This is a genomic window from Arcanobacterium pluranimalium (assembly GCF_016907845.1).
Lineage (GTDB): Bacteria > Actinomycetota > Actinomycetes > Actinomycetales > Actinomycetaceae > Arcanobacterium_A > Arcanobacterium_A pluranimalium.
Genome location: NZ_JAFBCS010000001.1, coordinates 746,354 through 769,795, shown reverse-complemented (window position 1 = coordinate 769,795; position 23,442 = coordinate 746,354). Strand labels below are relative to the sequence as shown.

Sequence of the window (23,442 nt, the reverse complement as noted above, 5' to 3'; positions counted from 1 at the left end):
GGGCTATTGGCACACGTGGTGTATTCAAACCTGGTGAGCCGGCAAACATTCTCAAAATTAATTGAGTAAATGGCTCGCTGGCTGCACGGCTACTGGCACGGCTACTGGCACGGCTACTGGCTCACCTACCTGATCCTCTACCGGCAATAAGAAAGAGGGCGGGAAAACTCCCGCCCTCTCTTAGGTTATAAACCTAGTTCAAAGCATCACTTCTTGAAGCGTGGGAATGCTGAACGACCAGCGTATACTGCTGCATCGTCGAGCTCATCCTCAATGCGAAGAAGCTGGTTGTACTTGTTCACACGCTCGCCACGTGCAGGAGCGCCAGTCTTGATCTGACCAGAGTTGGTTGCAACTGCAAGATCAGCAATTGTAACGTCCTCGGTTTCGCCCGAACGGTGCGAGGTCATCGACTTGTAGCCAGCGCGGTGTGCGGTCTCAACAGCTTCGAGGGTCTCGGTCAAGGTACCAATCTGGTTCACCTTAACGAGCAGTGCGTTAGCAGCACCCATCTCGATGCCCTTAGCAAGGCGCTCTGGGTTGGTCACAAAGAGATCGTCGCCCACGAGCTGTACGCGATCACCGATCTGAGCAGTGAGAGCTACCCAAGCATCCCACTCATCTTCGGAGAGTGGATCCTCAATAGAAACGAGTGGGTAATCAGCCACGAGCTTCTCGTAGTAAGCAACCATCTCTTCGGTGGACTTGATGCCACCTTCGAACTGGTAGCCAGCGTCCTTGAAGAACTCGGTGGAAGCAACGTCAAGAGCAAGTGCAACGTCTGCACCTGGAGCCAAACCAGCCTTCTCAATAGCCTCAATGATGAGGTCAAGAGCAGCAGCGTTGGAATCGAGGTTTGGTGCGAAACCACCCTCATCGCCAAGGCCGGTGGAAAGACCGCGCTGCTTAAGCACGGACTTCAGAGCGTGGTAAACCTCAGCACCCCAGCGCAGCGACTCTTTGAAAGTTGGAGCGCCGATAGGAGCAATCATGAACTCCTGGATGTCAACGTTGGAATCAGCGTGCGATCCACCGTTGAGGATGTTCATCATTGGAACTGGGAGGGTGTGAGCATTTGGTCCACCCAAGTATGCGTAGAGTGGAAGACCTGCAGATTCAGCAGCAGCCTTAGCAACCGCAAGGGAGACGCCGAGAATAGCGTTTGCGCCGATCTTGCCCTTGTTTGCGGTACCATCAAGGTCAATGAGGGTCTGGTCAAGCAGACGCTGATCATTAGCTGCAAAGCCGATGATCTCTGGTTCAATAATTTCCGTAACAGCTTCTACGGCGTCCTGAACGCCCTTACCGAGGTAACGGGAGTCATCGCCGTCGCGACGCTCAACAGCTTCGAACGCACCGGTGGAAGCGCCTGAAGGAACTGCGGCGCGGGCAAATGTGCCGTCGTCGAGCAGAACTTCAACCTCAACGGTTGGGTTTCCACGGGAATCGAGAATTTCACGGGAGGCTACGGCCTCAATATTTGCCACAAGGACTCCTTCTATAAGGTGGATACATGACAACTTGTATTCTACCGCGATTGCCGCGAGAGAACTCGGACGTTTGACCCGCATGCGTAACCGCATCGGAGCGAATCGCATCTGCGCGCCCGTCCACTTCCTATTGTCCTACATATGACACGGTTTTCCCACACGCTCAACATAACTACCGGAAAAATTCACCCGTAGGGGAAATTATGAAAACATTCCTCTTGCCTCCTTACACCGCCCCTTGCACACCATTCAAAAAAGTGATATCAATTTAATATCACATAACTGACATCGACTAAGGAGCACTCATGGACGACGAAATTATCACCATTGACGAACGTGAGCCCTCGGCACAGCCTGTTGGACACGACGGCTCACGAATCCTCATTACTGAAAAGCAAGCTTGGCATCTAAAATCAGGCGTTACCTTTCCACTATTCCTGCTTTTAATTCTGCTTTCTGGTTTAGCAATTGCTGGTTTAGTATGGGGAGGTGTCGCTGCGGATAACGGAAGTGCTACGTCTTTCCACATAATCGCACTTGTACTCTCAATAGCTATCATTGCAACTACAGCTTTCCTTTTCACAGGCTTTACCATTGTGAGCCCAGGTCACACTAAAGTTGTACAGTTCTTTGGAAAGTACATCGGAACCTTGCGAAACCCTGGATTTGTTTTTACTACCCCACTCTCCAGCCGGCGCAAAGTATCTGCTCGCGTACGCAACTTTGAAACTAATGAAGCAAAAGTAAATGAATACAATGGCAATCCCATCAAAATTGCTGCAATCATTGTGTGGCAAGTTGCTGATACAGCCAAAGCGACTTTCGCAGTTGAAGATTATGAAAAGTTCGTGCAAACCCAAGCAGAGTCGGCACTGCGTCACGTAGCCACTCAGCATCCCTATGACAATCCAGTAGATGGAAGAATTTCACTTCGCGGCTCCACCGATGAAGTCTCCGAAGAATTGGCCCGCGAAGTTGCAGATCGTGTGCTTACAGCAGGAATTGAAATTCTTGAAACACGGATTTCCTCGCTCTCCTATGCTCCCGAAATCGCACAGGCAATGTTGCAACGCCAGCAGGCAGCAGCCATTGTAGATGCCCGCGAAACTATTGTGGACGGCGCCGTCTCTATGGTCCAGCAAGCCCTTGATCAACTAGAAGAACGCGATATTGTAGTTCTCGATCCGGAGCGCCGCGCTTCTATGGTGTCCAACTTACTCGTTGTACTCTGCTCTGATGGACAAACTCAACCAGTAATCAATACTGGAAGCATCTATTCCTAGGTCAGATCTTGGAAGAAAATAAAGCTACACCTGGAGCTAGCCGCAAAGTAGTTTCTTTGCGGCTAGACCCGCGTGTCCATGACGCATTAGCCCGTTGGGCAAACGATGAGTTTCGTTCTACGAACGCACAGATCGAAGTATTGTTGCGGAATGCACTTCGCCAAGCTGGCAGGTTACCTGATAATACGCCTAATATCCGCCCGCGTGGCAGACCACCGAAATCGGATTAAACACCACACCTCATAATAATCGGTATGCCAAAAGCCAAAGCAACCAAATTACTCGAAGTGTCTTAGTAACCAGAAACAACTCATCAATCTATCCTAGCGTTAGCCCGCCACAAACACCGCGTGGATCAACGACTCCACAAAGTCCATAATTTCGTCGTTGTCCAGCGGTTTTTCGGCGCCAAGCATGCGCCCGCCGTCGGCATCTGGAATCGGCACGAGGAGCGCACGCACCGCAGGTTTAACCACAGCGCGCGGATACAAACGCTTTAACCGCGCCTGACGCGAATCCGGCAACTGCACCGGCGCAAAACGGATATTTCTCCCTTGCATGGTGATTTCCTCGATCCCCACGCCCCGCGCCTGTTCGCGCAAACGCGCCAAGCGGAAGAGTCGCTCCACCTCAATCGGAATGTTTCCATAACGATCCACCAGCTCATTGGCGACGTCGGAGCGTTCCGTTTCATTCGTCGTCTGCGCGATCTTGGTGTAGATTTCCAGACGCAAGCGCTCCGAACTCACCCAATTTTGTGGAACGAACGCATCAAGCGGCAGTTCAATGCGCACGTCCGCATGCTTCTCTTCCTCAGATCGGCTATCTTGCCCGGTGAGCTGAGCAACCGCCTCCGACACCATACGAAGATACAGGTCAAAGCCCACACCAGCGATATGCCCAGATTGTTCGCCGCCAAGCAAATTACCGGCACCGCGAATCTCCAAATCCTTGAGCGCCACCTGGATGCCCGCACCCAACTCAGTATGTGAAGCGATCGTACGCAAGCGCTCAATCGCCGTCTCCGTCATCGCTTTCTCCGGCGGATATAAGAAATACGCATAAGCGCGCTCGCGACCACGCCCCACACGTCCGCGCAACTGGTGCAACTGCGATAGCCCCAGCTTCTGCGCGTCTTCCACGATCAACGTATTCGCATTCGAGATGTCCAAGCCCGTTTCCACAATCGTGGTGCATACGAGCACGTCAATCTCTTTATCCCAAAACTGCTGGATCACACTCTCAAGCTGATACTCGCTCATCTTTCCGTGAGCGACGCCGATACGCGCCTCGGGCACCAGTTCGCCGAGCCGCATAGCCACCTTATCGATACTTTCCGTGCGGTTATGCACGTAAAACACCTGGCCGTCACGCAAGAGTTCGCGCTTAATCGCCGCCGAAATCTGTTTCGATTCCTGGGCACCCACGTAAGTGAGAATCGGGTGGCGTTCCTCCGGCGGCGTGGCCAGCGTAGACATCTGCCGAATTCCCGTCACCGCCATTTCGAGCGTGCGCGGAATCGGCGTCGCACTCATGGCCAGCACATCCACGGTTGGATACAACTGCTTGAGTGTTTCTTTGTGTTCCACGCCAAAGCGCTGCTCTTCGTCGATAATCACCAAGCCGAGGTTCTTGAATCGCACATCGCCCGTGATGAGCTTGTGCGTACCGATCACCACATCGACTTTGCCAGCAGAAATACCTTTTTTCACAGCGTCGGTCTCTTTCGCCGTCTGGAAACGCGAAAGGATCTCAACGTTCACCGGGAAGCCTGCATAACGCTCTTTAAACGTCTCGACGTGCTGCTGCGCCAGCAAAGTAGTCGGCACAAGCACCGCCACCTGCATACCATCTTGCACAGCCTTAAAGGCGGCGCGCACGGCAATTTCCGTCTTGCCGTAACCCACGTCGCCAGAGATCAGGCGATCCATCGGCTCAAGCGACTCCATATCCCGCTTGACTTCCTCAATCGTGGAGAGCTGATCGGGCGTCTCCACAAATTCGAAAGCGTCCTCAAGCTCACGCTGCCAGGGCGTATCGGGCGCAAATGCGTGCCCGCGCGTCGCCCTGCGCTGCGCATAGAGACGAATGAGTTCCTTGGCGATCTGACGCACTGCCGCACGCGCTTTCGCTTTCGTCTTTGCCCAGTCTGCGCCACCCATTTTATTGAGTGACGGCGCGTCTCCACCCGAGTATTTGCTCACCTGATCGAGCTGATCGGTAGGTACCCAAAGCTGATCGCGCGGCCCACCTCGTTTCGAGGCCGAGTACTCCAGCACCACGTATTCACGCTGCGTACCACCAGGTCCGCCAAGCGAACGTTTCGCGAGCTTCACGAACTGCGCCACACCATGCCGTTCATGCACCACATAATCGCCCGGCTTAAGAGCAAGTGGATCCACCGTTTTCTTCCGGCGCTTCGGCATAGTGCGCTGGTCTCGCAAAGTGCCACGCACGCGCGACATCAAATCGCGAGCCGAAAACACCCCAAATTTCGCTTCTTCACATACGAATCCCGTTGCGAGCTGCGCCGTAAGGATATTGACGACGCCGGGTTGCAATTCCGTCTCGAAGCGTTCCACTATCCGCGCGGGAACTTCAGCATCCGAGAACTGCTCAAATAAGCGCCGTCCAAGGCCAGCACCTTCAACAGCAACCACAATTCGCCAGCCCTCGCGAGCGCGCCTGCCCAAATCCGCGAGCGCATCATCGATCTTGCCAGAATAATTCTGCGGTTCACTCAAACCGAAAGAAATAACTGTGTCCCCAGCAAAAGCACCCAAAGACCACCAGCTTAGGCCAAATTCCACAGCCGCAGCGCGAGTTTGGCTCAAGCTTGCAAATGAAGCAGAATCTACATTCACCGGCACTTGCCCGCCAGCTGCGGCGCTTGACCATGCCGCTGCCAAAAATTCCTCCGTGGTGGCCATGAGTGATTCAGCATGGGTGCGAATCCTCTCCGGCTCAACTAATACGATTCGTGAACCAGCTGGGAATTCTCCAACGAGCGGCACCATACGCTCAACGAGAATTGGCGCCAAGGATTCCATTCCCTCCACAGCAATTCCTTGGGCAATCTTGTCGAGCATATCGACCGCACCCGGGAACTGGGGCAACGCAGCTGCGGCACGCGAGCGAACGTCGTCGGAAAGCAAAATTTCTCGGCAGGCAGGCGCATAAACCTCGGAAACTTCGTCCATTGAGCGCTGGTCAGCCACCGAAAACTGGCGAATTTCTTCCACTTCATCGCCGAAAAATTCGACTCGGAGCGGATGCGGCTCCGTTGGCGGGAAAATGTCGATAATCCCGCCACGAACAGCAAATTCGCCGCGGTTCTCCACCATATCGACGTGCGAATAAGCCGCATTGACCAGATCTTCTTGGAGCTGGACGAGATCGCGCATCTGCCCTACTCGCAAACGCACAGCTCGCAGCTCGCCCAATCCGGCGACGATTGGTTGAAGCAGTGCTCGCACCGAAACTACCAGCACTTTCAGCTCAGAAAACTCGTCGGGGTGCGCCAATTGCCGCAAGACTTTCAGCCGCTGCGCCACCGTATCCGAACGTGGCGATAGCCGCTCGTGGGGCAGGGTCTCCCACGAGGGAAATATCTCTACTGAATCGGCGGGCAGAAACATCTTCAGCTCGGCTGCGAGCTGATCGGCGTCTCGATCCGAAGCAGTCACCGCCACGTGCAATGGCTGATTGCTGGCATCTTGCGCCCCCGCAAGCTCGGCCAGCACTGGCGAAATCGCACCTCGCGGCACGTCAATATCCACGAAGCGCTCGGCATCCAAAGTGTCGATGCGCGTCTGTTGCGAAATAAAATCGAGAATAGGATGAAGATCCATGAGCCTGTCCGTTGAAATTGTGGAGATATATTAGGCGATTTATTGTGGCATGGCGGTATTTTGCCGCATGTTTACGCTGTGTGTAGGCGCATTTGCGCCGTTTCCAAGCCGCGTTCGAGAACGTCGACGACGGCGTCCGCGGCGTCCGAAATTAAGAAAGGCATTTCTTTGCGTTCCGTTGCGGAAAATTCACCAAGCACGAAGTCGGCCGGGTCTTGCCGACCCGGTGGACGCCCAACACCAAAGCGCAAACGGATGTAGTCTTTCGTACCCAAAGACTGCGAAATGGATTTCAGGCCGTTATGTCCGCCTTCTCCCCCGCCGCGTTTGAGCTTCAACGTGCCAAAAGGGAGATCAAGTTCGTCGTGCACAACAATGAGCCCCTCAACTGGTGCATTGAAATAATTCATGAGGGCTTTTACTGGTCCGCCAGAGGTGTTCATATAGGACTTCGACACAGCAAGAATCACCTGCTCACTAGGCGCTCCAGGAGCTACCCCGAGGCGCGCTGAGGCGGCGCGGGTATTGGACTGCTTATGGTCGGAGAGCTTCGTACCAATGCGGTTCACGAGCTCATCAATCACCATCTGCCCCACATTGTGCCGCGTCTTTTCATATCGGGGGCCAGGATTACCTAAACCGATGATGGTGTACACGCTCTCTCCTTTACGCTCTGATACGTATTAATTTTCGCTCATATGGCGGGAAAATGCATGGAGACCTACCCAAAGAATTAGGTAGGCCTCCATTGACGTTTACTTCATCGAGTATAGCCAACACGGTGCGTGACCAGCTCAATTGTTAGCTTCACTCAGCTTCTACTGCTTCAGCGTCTTCGGTAGCTTCAGTTGGCTCAGCAGCTGGAATCGACACTACGATTACTGGAGCTTCTGGATCAACGGCCGTCTCAACACCCTCTGGAAGTTCAAGATCAGCAACGCGGATCGTGGTGCCATCTTCAATACCCTCAACCGATACAACGATGTGCTCAGGGATTGAATCAGCAGGAGCAAGCACAAGAAGCGTGAGCATCTCAACTGCTGCAACTGCGCCAGCGAATGGCTCACCCTCGGTGACGATAGGAACTTCCACTTCAACCTTCTGATCAGCCTTAACGCGGAAAAGGTCCACATGCTCGATAATGCGCGAGAGCGGATTGCGCTGCACGTCCTTCACGAGTGCGAGTTGCTTCTTGCCATCGAGTTCGAGAGTGAGAAGTGCGTTAGAGTTTCCACGTACTTCCATGTAGATCTCGTGTGCATCGAATGAGAGGTGCACAGGTGCCTCATCGAAACCGTAAAGAACAGCTGGGGTACGGTTCTCGCGGCGAAGCTGGCGCGATGCGCCCTTACCGAAGCTTTCACGCTTCTCTACTTTAATGACGTTTGCCATGTCTATCTCCTTTTTCTATTCTGACCGGCCTCAGTACGGAGGCTACGCAGGAGCATAGACACCGCGTCGATAACGGAACATGAACGCCGTCTTCCAGACGTCCACTCGCTCGTTGTATTAGAGCCATTCCCTCGCCGAGGCAACTCGTTAATTGTAGCGTCTTTATACAAACAGAAAAACTGAGTGTGCGAACATCACATTCGCACACTCAGTTTTCCAATACCTTGCTCGCACAGCTAAGCAGCACAGCTGCCCAGCTCAATGCACGAGGTTACGCTCAGCCCTCGCGGAATACGATTCCCATCGAGCTTTGCGGGTAATGCCATTTGAGCACGCCTGCCGGAGCCACGGCCAAACACGTTCCGCACTCCAAGCACGCAGCGTATTCAACAGAGATCGTGCCATCAGCTTCTTGCGCATAGACGCGCGCCGGGCAGACCTGCACCAACAGTTTCCCAGCACCCGTTGCTTTGGCAAGCTCCTGATTCACTTCGATGTGCGAATATTCTTCGTCAGTCTCATACACGTTGGAGCCCAAACGAGCCGCAACTGTTCCTGGTTCATATTTAGTCATCACATCGCCCTAACTGCATCAATGGCAATTTTCGCCAAACGGACCACGGAAAGCTTCGATTTCTTCAACGCCCCCATAGCAGTGCTCAAAATACGCTTGCGCGGCGTCAAATCGTGGTTGTACATGCCATAGAAAACATCGGCCAGGAGTTTACCCATATCGCCGTACATTTCCTTGGTGTTCTCCAAGAAGTGCGGTGCTCGCTTGAAAGTGTCCATGTCCTTGCCCAGCCAGCTCTCCTCATATTGCGCGATATAGGCTTCCAAAGACGTCTGCGAATAATCGCCAGCTTTGAGAGCTGCACTGATTGCTTTCGCTGCACAGCGCGCACTTTCAGCAGCCAAATCCATACCGCGCACGGTAAGACCCGTGTTCAAGGTGAACCCAGCGGCGTCGCCAATAACTACCAGGCCGTTGCGCACCAAATCGTGCTGCATCGCTTTGCCACCCTCTGCAACCAGATGGCAACCGTATTCGAGCAGCTCACCGTCCTCCAAGAACGGAGCAATGAACGGATGCGTCACAAAGTGGTCATGGATATCAGCAGAAGCCAATCCACTCTTTTGCAGGTCTTCAAGCATCATCACCACACCAATAGAGATCGAGTCTTTATTGGTGTACATGAAGCCACCGCCCGCAACGCCTTGCGTACAATCTCCGACGACGGCGTATGCAGCACCTTCGTTATCGGTGAGGTTGAAGCGTTCCTTGATCTTCTCCTCACCGATACGGATCACCGATTTCACGCCGACTCCGAAATGCGCAGCCGGTTCCTTGACCCGCACTCCCGCGTACTGCGAGAGGAAGGAGTTAACGCCGTCTGCCGCTACAACAACCCGGGCACGCAAGGTGTCTTCACCAGCGCGAACACCGACGAAAACGCCGTCTTCGCAAATCAGCTCGTCCACCTTAATACCTGGCATGACGGTTACGCCCAGCTCCTCGCACTGCTCAGTTAGCCAAGGGTCTAACTTTGCACGCAAAACGCTCACTGCATTTACCGGCTGCGCCAGCCGCTTATCCCAGTAGTCCACATTCACGACTGACTCTTCATTCATAAAGCTCAGCGTATTACGTGTAATCACACGCTCAACAGGAGCTTCCTGCGCGAATGAGGGAAATACCTGCTCCATCACTCGGCTGTAGAAGATACCGCCAGAAAGGTTCTTGGAACCAGGCTCAACGCCGCGCTCAATGAGAAGCACTTCGTGTCCCTCTTGCGCCAAGAGGTAGGAACAAACAGATCCGGCTACACCGCCACCAACGACGATTACGTCGAAATCATATTCTTCTGCCATAACTCCTACTTTAATGCTTGTGCGAGTTCAGGGAGAACTGTGTAGAGATCTCCAACGATTCCATAATCAGCTTTTTCGAAGATAACTGCCTTATCGTCGTTGTTGATCGCGATCACAGTCTTGGAATCGACCATTCCAGCAGTGTGCTGAATCTGCCCGGAAATACCTACCGCAACGTAGATGTCTGGCGCAACGTGCTGCCCAGAAATACCCACGTATGCGTCGCGATCCAGCCAGCCAGCACCTTCAGCCAATGGACGCGAACATCCGACTTCCGCATCGATAGCCTGCGCAAGTTCGCGTGCTAGCTCCAAATCTTCCTCTTTGGCAAAGCCGCGGCCAGCAGCAACAATACGACGCGCGGCTGCGAGGTTCACTTTCTTCGCTTCCGAAGCGTCCAAGCTGGTCACAGTTGCGGCGAATGCGTCGCCAGCAGCGTCTTCTGCTTCCTGCGCACCCTCGGCAAGCTCACCAACTCCGTCCATCACCACAACCACAGCAGAATCGAAGTTGACGTTCTGAACCGAAATTCCGCCGTAGCGAAGCAGATTTGCTGCACCCGCAGAGATTTCTTTCACACCGTTGAGCACCGGTGCGTCCAGCTTGGCAGCTACGGCGCCAGCAAAAACGCGTCCGGCAGCAGAGTTAGCTGCGATAACGACGTCGCCCGCCTCAGCCGCAACCACATTCGCAACTGCACCTGCGAGTGCTTCGGCAGGAACGGCGTCTGGGAGTGGAATTCGAATAACACGATCAACACCCGAGATCTGGGCATCGCCCACAACTACCACATTGACCGAGCCGCCAATGTTTTGGCTCATGCTCACAAGGTTCGCGATCTGGGCATCTGTACAAATAATCCATGAATTAGCCATGTTTTTCTCCTCCAAGTCTTAAAGAATTCCGTCTGCACGCAGTGCCGCAACAGCATCAGCTACGGCAGTGTCTCCGCTGAAAATAATGCGCTTACGCTCTTTGAACTCTGGTTTTGCGTGGGAAACGATCGTAACGTTTGCGCCCGATAGATCGACGTCGCCAACAGCAATCACGTCAACAGGTTTCTTTCCTGCCGCCAAGATTTCCTTCATCGATGGAACCTTTGGCGTCAAAGCGTCAGACGCGGCTGAAATAACCACTGCACCAGTCACGGCAACAGTGCGAGTTCCGCCATTGACCTGCTGCACGAGCGTGTAGCCGGCGTCGGTTTTCTCAATTGAGATCACGTCTTGGAAACATGGCCAGCCGAGGAAGCCTGCTACCAGGGCAGACATCATACGTGCACCCTCATCAACCGACGAATCACCAGTGATGACGACGTCCGCGTCACTTACTTTCTGCACCAAAGCTGCCAGGGCGCGTGCGGTGCGAGTCGAGTTCCATTCTGCGGTGGAATCGTCGGCTACGACCATGCCCTTGTCAAAACCACGTGACATCGCTGCCTTTGTAGCTTTTGACGTCGCCACTTCGGCTGTTCCTACGCTGATTCCAATCAGTTCCACACCCTGCGCATCTGCAAGGTTACGTCCGAGGGAAATTGCCACTGGATCGTATTCACTCACCCCAGCCTTAGCTCGGGACCAATCCACCACACCATCTTGCCCAACAGCTGCATCTTGCGGATTAGCTGCATACTTATACGCTACAATAACCGACATTTCATTCCTTTCATCAGTATTTCACCGGCGTCTAAAAGTTTTAGAACGCGATCAAATCCTTTTATTTTTTCTTATGCGACCACGACTTTCGTCCGGTCACGATATGATTGAATTGTGATTCACTTGAATCAAGCCTCGAATCGAAAGTAGGGATTTATATGAATCTCACCTCCGTGCCATCACAGCCTCTCCACCCACGCAGAGTGGAGACCGACAACAAGATCTTGGACGCCACACTGCGTTTGTATGGCGAATGCGGTTGGTCGAGCTTCAACCTCACAAACGTGGTAGCTGAAGCAAAAATTGGCAAATCAGCTCTGTATTCTCGCTGGCCAAGCAAGGACGTGCTGCTTCCTGCTGCTTTTCTTAACAAGATCCGAGTGCCGGAAGTTAAACCCGTCGATGTGCGCACCATGCTCATTGACGAAGCTGAGTACCGCTTGAATCTGTACTTTGGCGAATACGGAAAAGCTGTTCGCCGCGTGCAGATCGACGCTTTTTCTTCGCAAGCCCCTGCCTTAGCAACCGTCAACGAATACTTATTTAGGCAGCGCAACCGGGTATTGCGTGAAGAAATCTGGGAGCTGAAACTGAGCGGGAAGATTCCATCTGAAATTTCAGCCACCCGTTTACTTGATGCAATCGCTGGTTCCGTGCTGATCCGGTCAATTGAACTCGCACAAGATAATGTGGAATGTTTCATTGGGAAACTCCCCCGTTATGCAGCAGAAATCGTGGATGATCAACTAACTGTGCTCCACCACGACAGCCACCAGCGCATGCTTCGAATCGTTTCATAGCTCTACCATTCAACCGTTCGCGTCAATCATTTACGCATCAGCTCTGGCCGCCGGTACCGAAAGCGGTTTGCGTCGCCGGCACCAAGAGCGGATTGCGTCCAAATTCAGCACCAAGAATCGTGCTTGGCCCATGGCCAGGCAAAATATGCATGCTCGGGTCAAATTCAGCAAGTTTACGCATGCTCTCACGCATCTGGCGCATGTCGCCCGTGGCAAAATCGGTACGGCCATACCCGTAAGAGAAGAGCGTATCGCCGGTGAACATCCGATTCGACGCCGGCTCCCATAAACAGATTGACCCAACCGTATGTCCAGGCGTTTCGACGACGATCAGCGCGTCGTCGCCCAGCGTAATGCGTTCGCCATCATGCAAAGCTACGTCAATATTCTCAACGCGATAGTCACTACCCTCATCTGCAAACCCGGAAATATGCGGATCGGCAGCGCCGGCAACATCAGCTGCTCCGATATAAACCGGCGCACCCGTTTCTTCGCGCAGCTCATTGACGCATCCAATATGATCCGAATGGCAATGCGTAAGAATGATCCCTTGCACATTCAACTGCGCGATAACTGCCCGCAATACCTGCGGTTCAGCTCCAGGATCGACCAAGAATGTGCCCGCACTATTCGAAAGCAGGTAACAGTTAGCGCGGTACGCTCCCAGCGGCAGTGAGGATACGTGAAACATGGTTATTTTCTCTTTCGTCCCGTGAAATCAGCAGCCGAGGTCTGCGCGAGCGTTAAACCTTTGGTCTCTGGTGCCCAAACCACCGAAACAAGCAAGCCCAATAAGGAAATCGCAGCTCCGGCAAGCATCGTTGCCGAAAGCCCGTACTTTTCCAATGCCGTGGGCAGCACGTAGATCGAAACCACAGTAGCAACGCGAGAAAGGGACATAGCCACGCCCATCGCCGTCGCCCGCACACTCGTTGGGAAAAGCTCGTTCGGGTAGAGCCACTGGAGATTTCCTGGCCCGCCCGAAGCCAAAGCGTAGATAATGAAGCACAAAATCACGCCAGCCATCGCACCAGCAGGTAGGAAGCCCAAAATCGCCATTGCGAGCGTCATGATCACAAAGCTCCAGATCACCACCGGACGGCGTCCCCAATGCTCAGTGAGCAACATTGCTGGAATGGTGCCGAGCAGGAAGAACATTCCAATCACGATTTCACCGATGAATGCTGATTTTCCATCGCCTAAACCGAATTGGTTGATAATCTCTGGCCCGTAGGTGTAGATCGCGAACATCGGGATTGCCTGGCAGAGCCAAATAACAGCCACAAAGATCACGCGCCACAAGTATTTTGGCCGGAAAATCGTGGAGAGCTTGGTCTTTTCAGCAGCTTCATCGTCAATGACGACGGCGCGCCCAAACACCGAACGCATAATCTGCTGCGCTTCCTCAGTGCGACCTTTTGAATGTAGCCAACGCGGCGACTCCGGAATCGACCAACGCCCCAGCAAAATAATGATGCAGGGAATCACTGAACTAGCGAGCATCCAGCGCCAACCATCGGCAAGGTCGATCATGAAATACCCAACCAGATAAGCCACATTGGCACCCAAATACCACACTGCCGCAATGGAACCCATAGAGATCGCCCTAAACCGGCGCGGAGTGAATTCGGCGATCATCGATGTGGCAATCGGATAATCGGCCCCGATTGCCACACCGATCAAGAATCGCAATACAAACACCTGAAATGGCGAGGTGAGAAAGAAGCACAGCAAGGAGAGGAACGCGATTGCCAACACGTCGAGCACAAACATCTTCTTTCTGCCCAAAATATCGGTAATCCAGCCACCTAAAAAGGCCCCCAAGAAGAGTCCCAGCAATGCTGCCACACCAATGAGACCGCTCCAATGCGCGTCAATATGCAGCTCTTTGCCGATAGGCACAAGGGCTACGCCTACGATCGCTAACACATATCCCTCAAGGAAAGGTCCGCCGCTAGAATATACCGTCACGCGCTTGAGAAAACGCGTCATCGGCAAATCATCTAGCTTCACTGGTCTTTCTACCTCGTTATTCATGAATGTTCTCCCTACTCGAACTCGATAATGCCCCAGTTTAGGTGCGGTTTCGCTCCGGTGGTATCCGCATCGGCATCAACGAGCATGAAACGCAGCTCTCCCTCGCCGACTTTCCAAAGCTTAGTGGTCAGGGTGGTTCCTGGGAGCACTGGCGAAGTGATACGAGTCTTGAAACGCTTGATCCGCTCAGGCTCACCCGGAACGAACGCATTAATAGCGTGGCGCATCACTACGCCTGCGTAGGAAATCGCATGCAAAATTGGCCGTGGCTGGTCGTTCTCTGCCGCATAATCCCAGTCGATGTGCTGTGGATGGTAGTCTCCCGAAAGGCGGTAGATCAGCGCCTGATTTTCTGGGATTCGTTCCGATACTTCCACGTCAGCTGGGCGATCAGGCATGTCCACGATATCCTTTGGCGGGGTTGGACCTCCCCAGCCGCCGTCGTAAATCAAGCAGTCCCACGACTCCGTGGTGAATAGCAAATTGCCGTCCGAATCATAAGAATCGCCAATATGCTGAGCTAGCAGGCCACGTCCCTCGCCGCGATCGTAGAGACCCTCGAGCTTAACGTGAGTTTCGATGTGGTCGGCCATCTTCGTGATTGGCTGGTGATATTTAATATCGAAACCCCAGTGCAGGGAACCTGCGTAGTTGTAGCCGTAGTCGATTGTGCGGGTCACTGCTGAATCCACGATCAGCATTGCGCCGTACATAGGAAGTACCTTGAGCTTTGGATTGCGCTCATCGCCCTCGTTGAGGTATTCAAGGCCGTCTTTTCCGTCAATTCCGGCGCCGCAACCTAGCGCGAAAAGTTCGAGATCACGGAATGTGTAGTCGTGTGGGAATGGCCCAAAGGTCTGCCCCACCATATCAGTGTTAATCGCCATGATTATCCTTCCATTGTTATTTCAATAGTTTTCGTTGAACTTTCCCGTACTGTCCGCGCGGGAGTTCAGCAACAAAAGTGACCACCGTTGGCACTTTGAAGTAAGAGAGTCGCGTTTTCGCATACTCGATGATGTCTTGGCTGGTAAGCTGCGCATTTGGCGCTTTAACCACCACAGCTTTCACAGCTTCGTCGCGAATCGGATCAGGAATGCCGACGACGCACACATCCGTTACGCCCGGGCACTGCGCCAACACGCGTTCCACTTCCAAGGCGGAAATGTTTTCACCAGCCCGTTTGATAAGTTCGGAACGCCGCCCCAGGTAGTAGTACCACCCTGCAGAGTCAATCCGAGCCATATCGCCGGAGTTGTACCATCCATCAGCTAATACTGCCGCCGTGGCCTGCGGATCATTCCAGTAGCCCGCCATGAGCGTCTTGCCCGGCTCGCCGTGAATCCACAGCGTGCCGCATTCTCCGTCTCGCACAGGTTCACCTGCATCGTTACGAATTTCAACGCGGTATCCTGGGCCGGGCTTACCAATCGAGGGCCATTTCCGTTCTCCTTGCGGATAATCGGTTATGACGCCGATCAAAGATTCCGTCGATCCGTAATTGTTGAGAAGTCTCACGCCGAATCGCTGCTCAAAGGCAGTTTTTTCGGAATCTTGCAAGGGGAGGAAATAATGAATTTCGCGCACGCTGTGCATGCTTTCGTCTTTGTTGAGAGGTTGACGAAGCATCGTGCGCACCATCATCGCCATTGATTGCACTAGCGTGGCGCGATGCGTGCGCACGCTATTCCAGAAAGTGCTCGCTGAATAACGTTTGAGCAAAATCAACGTGCAACCTGCCGTGATGACCGGAAGCAACGCAGATAACTGGAAATTCACATGAGAAACAGCCATCGCCGTCACGTACCTATCACGGCACGTCATCGCCAATTCCCAATTGACGTAATGCCCCGAGAACACGAAGTTGTGTTGCGTGAGCATGACGCCTTTTGGTTCCGACGTCGTCCCCGACGTCATCATTATTTCGGCAAGCTCCTCGTGTGCCGGCACATATGGAAGCACCGGTAGTTCCGGAACTTCAGGAAGACCAGGTTGCTCGGGCGCAGACTTCTCCAAGGCCGTGCGGCTCACGATAAAGGTCTGGCTTAATGCCTCGCGCAACTGCGGGAAGTCCTCACTCAGGATGCGCAGTTCTTTATAGTAATCCGCACTGGTCACAAACAATTTTGGCTGTGTGAGGGTCACGCAATGCGCAAGCTCTTCCACAGACGACGTCTCGTTCATCGGCACCAACACGGCGCCAATTTTGCTGAGCGCAATATGCATTGCCACGAATTCAACAGAATTTCCCAACAACACAACAACACGATCAGCAAAATTGACACCGCTTTTAGTGAGTGCGTGGCTAAGTCGGCTGGTCATGACGTCGAATTGTGCATAAGTGTACGTGAGTACGCACCCGGTATCAGGATCTTCAAAAATGAGGAACTCCTGATCGGGCTGGTCGGCACACTGCTGTGCCCACACCTCACGCAATTTCATCTTCTCAGTCATCATCACACCTAAAAGCACTCAGCTTTCGTTGGTTTTAACCGTTCCATCCGCAATGAGCTTTTCGATGTAATCCACCGGCAAGCCAGCGCGCATGAGTACATCTCGGGTGTCTTGCCCTAGCTGCGGCATCGGACGCCAGAACCCACCTGGATTGCGTGAAAACTTCGGGAAAGTATTCAAGCCTTTCACAGGTGTGCCGTCTTCTTTCATCCACTCGATGTAGCATTCACGCTGCTTAACGTGGTCTGCCGCGAGAATATCATCAAACTCATTGACTACCTGCGCGGCGATACGATGCGCAACGAAATCGCGCTGAACGTCAAACTTTGAACGCTCCTTGAGGTAGGCTTCAAGTTTCTCTTCGATCAGCTGGGCTTTCGGTCCGTTCAACCACAGAGCAGAGGTGTCCTCTGGATATTCTTCGGTACCCCACAGCTCACCCAAACCGATTTGTTCGAGCAGGTACTTGTTCTGTGGCACTCCGTAGAGGCACAGACCGATATAGCCGTCTTGGCACTCGTAGATGCCAATTCCGCACAGGTTCTGGTGGCGCGCACCTGGCCGTGGGTAACGAGTTCCCTCATTGAGGTAATCCATCATGTAGTACGTGCCTACACGCAGCAAAGTCTCGTACATCGCCAGATCGATACTCTCGCCCTCGCCGGTCTTTTCTGCCCGGTGAAGTGCTGCAAGAGCCGAAGAAACAATCATCAACGAATTGATGTAGTCGCCAAGGTACGGGGAAATATTCGTGGGCTGCTCAGGCGTGCCATTCTGCGCAATAATTCCCGCATATGCCGCCACTGTAAGGTCATATGCAGCGGAATTGACCTGAACGTCGTCGCCCCACTGCCCGAAACCGGACACGTGCACGATCACGAGCTTAGGGTTGATCTCCCACAGATATTCGTCCGTGATACCTTTGCGAGCGTACACTGGCCCTTTGGAAGACTCGATGAAGATATCGGCGTCTTTCACGAGCGCACGCAACACTTCTTTACCGTCGTCGGTAAATGGATTGAGCGAAATCGAACGCATATTGCGACGTTCCATTTCTTTGGTCCACTTGGTGTCACGCATCGAATCGCCAGTCCAGACGTTCTCCACCCAAGTCACGTCCGCGCCCCACTCAGCCATGAGCGCAGCAGCGGTAGGAGCAGCAATTTCAACTGCCGAATACACGACTTTCACATCGTCTAGCACGCCAAATGATGGCTTGTTCATTTCCATGGTGTTTCACTTCCTCATCGGTAGTCACGCAGTGCTGCGCGTCCAGCGGTTAGGATCATCATTTCGTCTGTTCCGCCTGATACGCGGTCAACGCGCAAGTCGCGGAAGAAGCGCTGAACGCGGTGTTCGCCTGTGATTCCGACGCCGGAGAGCACCTGTAGCGCGTCGTCTACCACTTCGAATGCCGCATTTGCGCAGTAGTACTTGGCCATCGAGCAGTCGCCGCGACCCAATTCGCCATTTTCGTGCTTCCACGCAATCTCATAGAGCATATTGCGCATATTGGTAAGGCGAATCTTCATCTCGGCGAATTTGAGCTGAATGAGCTGGTAGCGAGCGATTGCTTCTCCACCTTGCACGCGCAAGTTGGCGTAGCGGGCGGCGTCTTCGAATGCACAGTAGGCCTGACCGTAGTTCGTCAATGCTACCAAGAAACGCTCGAGGTCGAAGTCCTCGACGCCGCGGCGGAATGCGTTGCCCTCGGTGCCGAAGAAGTCCTTTTCTTCCAGCTCAACATTGTTGAAGTAAACTTCTGCACAGGAATCCATTCGCAGGCCAAGCTTGTGGAGTGGCTCGCGGGTGATGCCGTCTTTGCTCATATCTACGAAGAATTCAGAGTAGACGTCCATATTATCGGCGTCGCGCGCCATAACCACGAGGTATGGGACTTTCATTGCCGAGGTCTGGAAAGTCTTGTGGCCGTTGAGGATGATCTTTCCGTCCACACGGCGGTATGTGGTGCGCATATCCGACCACGACGAGCCTGCGCTTGGCTCGGTCATCGCATAGTTGAGCACCTGCTTTCCGGTGCCGAGGTAGGAGAAGATGGCATCTTGCTGCTCTTGAGTACCCTCACGCAGCACGGTTCCCAGGCCTGGGAGCTGGTAAAGCACGTAGGTTGGCGCGCCGGCGCGTCCAAGAGCTTCATAGACGGCAGTCAAAGAAACCCAACCTTGCTCAAAACCATCGAGTTCTTCTGGGAGCAGGATTCGGTCAAATCCGAGATCGCAGATCGCTTTTACCCATTTTTCTGGGTATTCAGAGTTCTCTTCACACTCGCGGAAATAGTTTTCCCAGTTTTCGGTCTCCATGAGCTCGGTGAACCCCTCCACCATGAGCTGCTGTTCTTCATTTAATGAAAAATCCATAATCGTTCTCTTCCTTTAACTATTCCTATTAGTGTTGGTTATTTCTTCGATGAATATATTGCTTTTTATCGCAATTGTGCGTTTTTGCACAGATAGGGTTATTTACGTATTTTTGGTGTTTACTCGCGTCAGAGCGCATGACGACGGTGGAAACGAGCCGCGTGAGCAAGCGCTTCACTCGCTGCGTCCACCATTTTCGTGTAGTGCAAGAATGCGTGGATCACACCAGGTACAACGTCGAATTCCACCTCTTTGTTATGAGCTTCCAGCATCGCAACCAGCGCTTTTGAGTCATCAATAAGCGGATCGAGTTCAGCAGCCATCACATAAGCTGGCGGCATTACTGCCGTCATATCATTGCTCAACAGGTCGATATAGGGCTTCGAGTACTCTTGCTCGTTCTCAATCGCCAGATCCTTGTAGTACTTGAAATCTTCGCGAGTGAGGCCATCCCACCAGCCGCCCATAAGGCGTGCCGAAGCAGAATCCTGCAATCCATACCACCCATAGAACAGCAACAGCGAGCGAATGAACGCAACGTCCGCACCGGCGTCGCGAAGCATAAAATAGCTCGCCAAAGCGATATGCGCTCCGCCAGAATCCCCTGCCAAAGAGATATTATCGGTGCGCAAATTCCACTGCGTCCCGTGATCTTGCAGGTAACGAATCACATCTACCGTTTCTTCAACCGGCTGTGGATACTTCGCTTCCGGTGCCAAAGTGTAGTCAACCGAAGCCACCACAGCTCCTGACTCTTTGGCTAAAATGCGCGTCATTCGATCGTGGGTATCAGGATTTCCTAGCACCCATCCACCGCCATGAGTAAAGACAATCACTGCATGAGGTGCTACTCGATCTGGGAAATAGAGGCGGACCGGAATTTCACCATGCCGAGTGGGAATCAGAGTATTGACTGTTTCTTCCATCTCCGGCCCGCCCTCATTCCAAAACACACGTTCTTGACAATAGGCAGCGCGCAGTTCTTCATAACTCTGATCCGTGGAATAAGCTCCCTCGGAGTTTTGCTGAGCCGTTTTCACAGCTTCGTTGATCTGGCTTGTCCACAGTTTCGGAACGTTGAGTTTGTTCATAATAATTACTCTCCAGCGATTGCTTCGGCTTGCACTGCTGCTTCTTCGGCTTCGAGCTTCTTGGCATTTCGCTTCACATATGCGAGCAAGATGAGCGCCAATACGCCTGCTAGAGCAGCTGATCCGGCAAGAATCATGAAGATTTGCGGATATGCTTCGTTACCCTTTGCGTCAATCATCGCGCCAAACCATGTGGAGGAGAAGGTGTCTGGCAAGAAGCCAACCACCGAGAGAATTCCTGTGGCGGAACCGAACACCGAAAGTGGCACTTTTCCTTCGGTGAGCTGCGAGGAAACAATTCCAAACACGCCGTTAGCGAGGAAACCGAGGAGCACGACCACGATTGCGGCCAAGATAGCCATGGCGGACGTCGTCGGAAGTACGGTGAACGCGAGGATAAGACCCGCCGTCACGATGGAGCCAGCCGCGATAACTTTCGACGGCGATCCCACAGCTTTCGCTACGAAACCGAAAACAGGACCCGAAAGCAGCGTCACACCATAGGTACGCAGCACGGATACGAAAGTTACCACGCCAAGAGATGCGCCCATAACGTCTGAGAGGTAAGGGGTGGTGTAGTTGACGCCGGTGTAGTAGAAGTAGACGAAGAACATGCAGCCTGCTGACAGCCAAACAACTGGGTTACGCAGGGCGAGCAGTGCCGATTTGAGGTTGAATGCCGATTCTCCCGTCGATATTTCTCCCTCGAACTTAGGAATGAAGAGGTAAGAAAGCACGCCGAGAATCAAAATCAAGGTGGCGAGCACGCCGATCATGAACTGAACGCCGAAGCCGATGTTATCTACCCAAATTTTTACGACGGCGATCTGAAGGAATCCGATTGCAAGGCCAGCTGCGCCGTAGATTCCGTAGGAAATGCCGATATTGCGCGAATAGGATTCCTCTTCCGAAATAAGACGAACGAGCTTAAAACGAATACCCCACCAGATCAGAATGGTTGTGATGCCCATGCCGACGAATACGAACATAAGCGTGGTAATGCTGGGGAGCATCGCATAAATGTAGGTCAAAATTGCGGTAGTAGTGAAACCAACCCATGCCAGTGTGCGCACTCGCACCTTGTCTGCCACGACGCCGGAAGGCAAGTAACAGATTGTTGCAGTGAGCGCATACGCAGAGAGCATCATGCCCAAATCAGCGTTGGTCGCATCGAGCGAACGCATGAGCGGATCATAAAACACATTCTTGAGGTATGCAGGAGAGTAGATGATTGAGCTTCCCATCGACACGAGGATCAAAAGGAAGATCCGGTGCCCATTGCTCAGATCGCTAGGTTTAACCTCACGACGCATAGAAATCATACTGGTGCCTTTCTCGGCAGGTGGAACAGATGCATGTGCGCCAATTTTGCAAAGGAAAGTACAGCTGCGCCTGCAGTCGTGCACCGAAAATCTTTGGAAAATAGACAGCACAAATAACCACTCAAATTTGATGTGGAGATTGCGAATAACATCGGACGGTTTCCGTCCGTTTTCAACTTCGGAGCCTGTGTTTCCCCGCTCAATCGGCGGTGAAAACCACCCGAAACATAATTCCGTCTTTGGACGTCGTTCGGTGGCATAAGAGTATGCCAGCTCACATCGCTACCGTAACATAGACAAAATAGTGCAGGTAGGACCTTTGGGACAGATTGGCTTAATATTCAATAAAACTGCACCTAATCTTCGCTAAGTTTTAAGATTTGAGCACTTGACAAGCACACCGCGAACACTTGACCAACACACCCAAACACTTCATGTGCGCACCGCGAGCACCTGATGTGCGCGGTGTGCATTTGATGAGCGCGCGGCGAACATTTGATGAGCGCGTTACATTTGGCGTGTGCTGATCCTTGATATACGCGCAGCATGCATACGTAAGGGGTTTGCTACCTTGCTGCAAAGCATCGTAGCAAACCCCCTTATGAGCAAGCCTTTAGGGAGCCGCATCGAGATTTTTAGCCGCGCTTAGTTTCCTCGCACTAGCGCAAATTCCTCACACTAGCGCAGATTCTCCACGTTAGCGCATTTCTTCGCACACGCAGATTCGCCGCGCAAACGTAAATTCTCCACGCCAGCCTGAATTTTCGTCTTAGCACGCATTTTCCACGCTCCCAAAAAAACTGCGAGAGCAGGAGAAAATCACGAAATCAGAATGCGCCGTCGAAAAGTGACGTCACCGAGCCGTCGTTAAACACTTCTTCGATAGCATTCGCCAGCACTGGCGCAATCGGCAGTACGGTAAGCTGCGGGAAGCGCTTTTCCGGACCAATCGGGAGCGTGTCGGTTACGATGAGTTCGCGCAAACCGCACTCAGCCAGACGCTGAGCAGCCGGATCTGAAAGCACGCCGTGAGTGGCCGCCACAATCACATCCTTGGCACCGGCGTCGAGAACCACACGCACCGCACCGGCAATAGTACCTGCGGTATCGATCAAGTCATCGACGATCACCGCCGTCTTACCTGCCACATCACCCACGACACGGTTGGCCACAGCCTTATTCGGCTGCGAGATATCGCGCGTCTTGTGAACGAACGCAAGTGGCACGCCACCGAGGCGCTCGCCCCACTGCTCAGCGACCTTAATACGCCCAGCATCAGGGGAAACAAGCACCGTATTATTCACATCAATACGAGTACGCACATATTCAACGAGAGTTGGCATCGCCCACAGGTGGTCAACCGGACCGTCAAAGAAACCCTGCGTCTGCGAAGCGTGCAAGTCAACCGACATGATTCGATCCGCACCCGCCGTCTTAAACAAATCAGACATCAAACGTGCGGAAATCGGCTCACGCCCCTTATGCTTCTTGTCCTGGCGCGCATATGGATAGGACGGCAACACAACCGTGATACGCTTTGCCGATGCACGCTTGGCAGCGTCACACATAATGAGAGCTTCCATGATCCACTTATTCACCGGGTGAGTGATGGACTGCATGATGAAAACGTCCGTGCCACGCACCGATTCGTCAAATCGCACGTAGGTTTCCGAATTGGCGAACTCATACGCCGTCACCGGCACAAGCTCAATTCCCAGTTCATCAGCAACCGCTTTCGCAAGTTCTGGATGTGCCCGCCCAGAGGCTAAAACAAGGTGCTTTTCACCGCTGGTGTGAATTCCCGTCATCGTGCGTCC

Annotated in this window: 19 protein-coding genes; 2 read left to right on the top strand and 17 right to left on the bottom strand. The window is 53.1% G+C overall.

The features are described 5' to 3' along the window. Positions 1–206: 206 nt before the first annotated feature. Positions 207–1,487, bottom strand: coding sequence for a phosphopyruvate hydratase (gene eno / locus JOD55_RS03180; protein WP_204398593.1), 1,281 nt, complete (start codon positions 1,485–1,487; stop codon positions 207–209). 308 nt (positions 1,488–1,795) lie between these two features. Between eno and JOD55_RS03175 the strand changes: the two genes are divergently transcribed. Continuing rightward, complete coding sequence (locus JOD55_RS03175; RefSeq protein ID WP_204398592.1) at positions 1,796–2,773, top strand: SPFH domain-containing protein; 978 nt, start codon at positions 1,796–1,798, stop codon at positions 2,771–2,773. A 329-nt stretch (positions 2,774–3,102) separates the two neighbouring features. Here the strand turns inward: JOD55_RS03175 and mfd are convergent, their stop codons facing one another. From mfd to JOD55_RS03140, 7 genes are all read right to left on the bottom strand, one after another. Continuing rightward, a complete protein-coding gene (gene mfd / locus JOD55_RS03170) occupies positions 3,103–6,624 on the bottom strand; it encodes a transcription-repair coupling factor (RefSeq protein ID WP_204398591.1) in 3,522 nt (1,173 codons plus the stop codon). A 71-nt stretch (positions 6,625–6,695) separates the two neighbouring features. After that, positions 6,696–7,280: an aminoacyl-tRNA hydrolase gene (pth, locus tag JOD55_RS03165; protein WP_204398589.1), complete on the bottom strand. Its 585-nt coding sequence runs from the start codon at positions 7,278–7,280 to the stop codon at positions 6,696–6,698. 151 nt (positions 7,281–7,431) lie between these two features. After that, positions 7,432–8,016 carry a 50S ribosomal protein L25/general stress protein Ctc gene (locus tag JOD55_RS03160; protein ID WP_204398588.1) on the bottom strand — a complete coding sequence of 195 codons (585 nt, stop codon included), beginning with the start codon at positions 8,014–8,016 and terminating at the stop codon, positions 7,432–7,434. Positions 8,017–8,293: 277 nt separating this feature from the next. Then, positions 8,294–8,590 (bottom strand): ferredoxin family protein, encoded by a 297-nt coding sequence (locus tag JOD55_RS03155; protein WP_204398587.1) that lies wholly within the window; start codon positions 8,588–8,590, stop codon positions 8,294–8,296. Then, positions 8,590–9,888, bottom strand: coding sequence for an FAD-dependent oxidoreductase (locus tag JOD55_RS03150; protein WP_204398583.1), 1,299 nt, complete (start codon positions 9,886–9,888; stop codon positions 8,590–8,592). The genes JOD55_RS03155 and JOD55_RS03150 overlap by 1 nt, the downstream gene beginning before the upstream one ends. Positions 9,889–9,893: 5 nt before the next feature. Continuing rightward, positions 9,894–10,763 (bottom strand): electron transfer flavoprotein subunit alpha/FixB family protein, encoded by an 870-nt coding sequence (locus JOD55_RS03145; protein ID WP_204398581.1) that lies wholly within the window; start codon positions 10,761–10,763, stop codon positions 9,894–9,896. An 18-nt stretch (positions 10,764–10,781) separates the two neighbouring features. After that, positions 10,782–11,543 (bottom strand): electron transfer flavoprotein subunit beta/FixA family protein, encoded by a 762-nt coding sequence (locus JOD55_RS03140; RefSeq protein WP_204398579.1) that lies wholly within the window; start codon positions 11,541–11,543, stop codon positions 10,782–10,784. Positions 11,544–11,701: 158 nt separating this feature from the next. On the opposite strand from JOD55_RS03140, the gene JOD55_RS03135 reads away from it, so the two are divergent. Beyond that, a complete protein-coding gene (locus JOD55_RS03135) occupies positions 11,702–12,343 on the top strand; it encodes a TetR/AcrR family transcriptional regulator (protein ID WP_204398578.1) in 642 nt (213 codons plus the stop codon). A 37-nt stretch (positions 12,344–12,380) separates the two neighbouring features. Here the strand turns inward: JOD55_RS03135 and JOD55_RS03130 are convergent, their stop codons facing one another. The 9 genes from JOD55_RS03130 to JOD55_RS03090 form a co-directional block, all read right to left on the bottom strand. After that, positions 12,381–13,034, bottom strand: coding sequence for an MBL fold metallo-hydrolase (locus JOD55_RS03130; protein WP_204398577.1), 654 nt, complete (start codon positions 13,032–13,034; stop codon positions 12,381–12,383). A 2-nt stretch (positions 13,035–13,036) separates the two neighbouring features. Beyond that, positions 13,037–14,380, bottom strand: coding sequence for an MFS transporter (locus JOD55_RS03125; protein WP_204398576.1), 1,344 nt, complete (start codon positions 14,378–14,380; stop codon positions 13,037–13,039). Between the two features lie 11 nt (positions 14,381–14,391). Beyond that, the gene (locus JOD55_RS03120) at positions 14,392–15,267 is read right to left on the bottom strand and encodes a MaoC/PaaZ C-terminal domain-containing protein (RefSeq protein WP_204398575.1); all 876 of its coding nucleotides are present in this window, start codon (positions 15,265–15,267) and stop codon (positions 14,392–14,394) included. A gap of 16 nt (positions 15,268–15,283) precedes the next feature. Then, on the bottom strand, positions 15,284–16,834 hold the full coding sequence (locus JOD55_RS03115) for an AMP-binding protein (protein WP_239538950.1): 1,551 nt from the start codon (positions 16,832–16,834) through the stop codon (positions 15,284–15,286). A gap of 18 nt (positions 16,835–16,852) precedes the next feature. Further along, a complete protein-coding gene (gene caiB, locus JOD55_RS03110) occupies positions 16,853–18,064 on the bottom strand; it encodes an L-carnitine CoA-transferase (RefSeq protein ID WP_204398572.1) in 1,212 nt (403 codons plus the stop codon). A gap of 14 nt (positions 18,065–18,078) precedes the next feature. Then, complete coding sequence (gene caiA, locus JOD55_RS03105) at positions 18,079–19,212, bottom strand: crotonobetainyl-CoA dehydrogenase (RefSeq protein WP_204398570.1); 1,134 nt, start codon at positions 19,210–19,212, stop codon at positions 18,079–18,081. Between the two features lie 128 nt (positions 19,213–19,340). Further along, the gene (aes, locus tag JOD55_RS03100) at positions 19,341–20,303 is read right to left on the bottom strand and encodes an acetyl esterase (RefSeq protein WP_204398567.1); all 963 of its coding nucleotides are present in this window, start codon (positions 20,301–20,303) and stop codon (positions 19,341–19,343) included. A gap of 5 nt (positions 20,304–20,308) precedes the next feature. Then, positions 20,309–21,625, bottom strand: coding sequence for an MFS transporter (locus tag JOD55_RS03095; RefSeq protein WP_204398565.1), 1,317 nt, complete (start codon positions 21,623–21,625; stop codon positions 20,309–20,311). Positions 21,626–22,452: 827 nt separating this feature from the next. Then, positions 22,453–23,433 carry a ribose-phosphate diphosphokinase gene (locus JOD55_RS03090; protein WP_204398564.1) on the bottom strand — a complete coding sequence of 327 codons (981 nt, stop codon included), beginning with the start codon at positions 23,431–23,433 and terminating at the stop codon, positions 22,453–22,455. Between the last annotated feature and the right edge of the window lie 9 nt (positions 23,434–23,442).

What these genes read in the sequence shown, in the direction of transcription:
- aes (WP_204398567.1), bottom strand. Translation starts at nt 20,303, where the DNA reads ATGAACAAACTCAACGTTCCGAAACTGTGGACAAGCCAGATCAACGAA.
- caiA (WP_204398570.1), bottom strand. Translation starts at nt 19,212, where the DNA reads ATGGATTTTTCATTAAATGAAGAACAGCAGCTCATGGTGGAGGGGTTC.
- JOD55_RS03090 (WP_204398564.1), bottom strand. Translation starts at nt 23,433, where the DNA reads ATGACGGGAATTCACACCAGCGGTGAAAAGCACCTTGTTTTAGCCTCT.
- JOD55_RS03155 (WP_204398587.1), bottom strand. Translation starts at nt 8,590, where the DNA reads ATGACTAAATATGAACCAGGAACAGTTGCGGCTCGTTTGGGCTCCAAC.
- JOD55_RS03175 (WP_204398592.1), top strand. Translation starts at nt 1,796, where the DNA reads ATGGACGACGAAATTATCACCATTGACGAACGTGAGCCCTCGGCACAG.
- caiB (WP_204398572.1), bottom strand. Translation starts at nt 18,064, where the DNA reads ATGGAAATGAACAAGCCATCATTTGGCGTGCTAGACGATGTGAAAGTC.
- JOD55_RS03120 (WP_204398575.1), bottom strand. Translation starts at nt 15,267, where the DNA reads ATGGCGATTAACACTGATATGGTGGGGCAGACCTTTGGGCCATTCCCA.
- mfd (WP_204398591.1), bottom strand. Translation starts at nt 6,624, where the DNA reads ATGGATCTTCATCCTATTCTCGATTTTATTTCGCAACAGACGCGCATC.
- JOD55_RS03150 (WP_204398583.1), bottom strand. Translation starts at nt 9,888, where the DNA reads ATGGCAGAAGAATATGATTTCGACGTAATCGTCGTTGGTGGCGGTGTA.
- JOD55_RS03160 (WP_204398588.1), bottom strand. Translation starts at nt 8,016, where the DNA reads ATGGCAAACGTCATTAAAGTAGAGAAGCGTGAAAGCTTCGGTAAGGGC.
- JOD55_RS03115 (WP_239538950.1), bottom strand. Translation starts at nt 16,834, where the DNA reads ATGACTGAGAAGATGAAATTGCGTGAGGTGTGGGCACAGCAGTGTGCC.
- JOD55_RS03130 (WP_204398577.1), bottom strand. Translation starts at nt 13,034, where the DNA reads ATGTTTCACGTATCCTCACTGCCGCTGGGAGCGTACCGCGCTAACTGT.
- JOD55_RS03135 (WP_204398578.1), top strand. Translation starts at nt 11,702, where the DNA reads ATGAATCTCACCTCCGTGCCATCACAGCCTCTCCACCCACGCAGAGTG.
- JOD55_RS03145 (WP_204398581.1), bottom strand. Translation starts at nt 10,763, where the DNA reads ATGGCTAATTCATGGATTATTTGTACAGATGCCCAGATCGCGAACCTT.
- JOD55_RS03140 (WP_204398579.1), bottom strand. Translation starts at nt 11,543, where the DNA reads ATGTCGGTTATTGTAGCGTATAAGTATGCAGCTAATCCGCAAGATGCA.
- JOD55_RS03125 (WP_204398576.1), bottom strand. Translation starts at nt 14,380, where the DNA reads ATGAATAACGAGGTAGAAAGACCAGTGAAGCTAGATGATTTGCCGATG.
- JOD55_RS03095 (WP_204398565.1), bottom strand. Translation starts at nt 21,625, where the DNA reads ATGATTTCTATGCGTCGTGAGGTTAAACCTAGCGATCTGAGCAATGGG.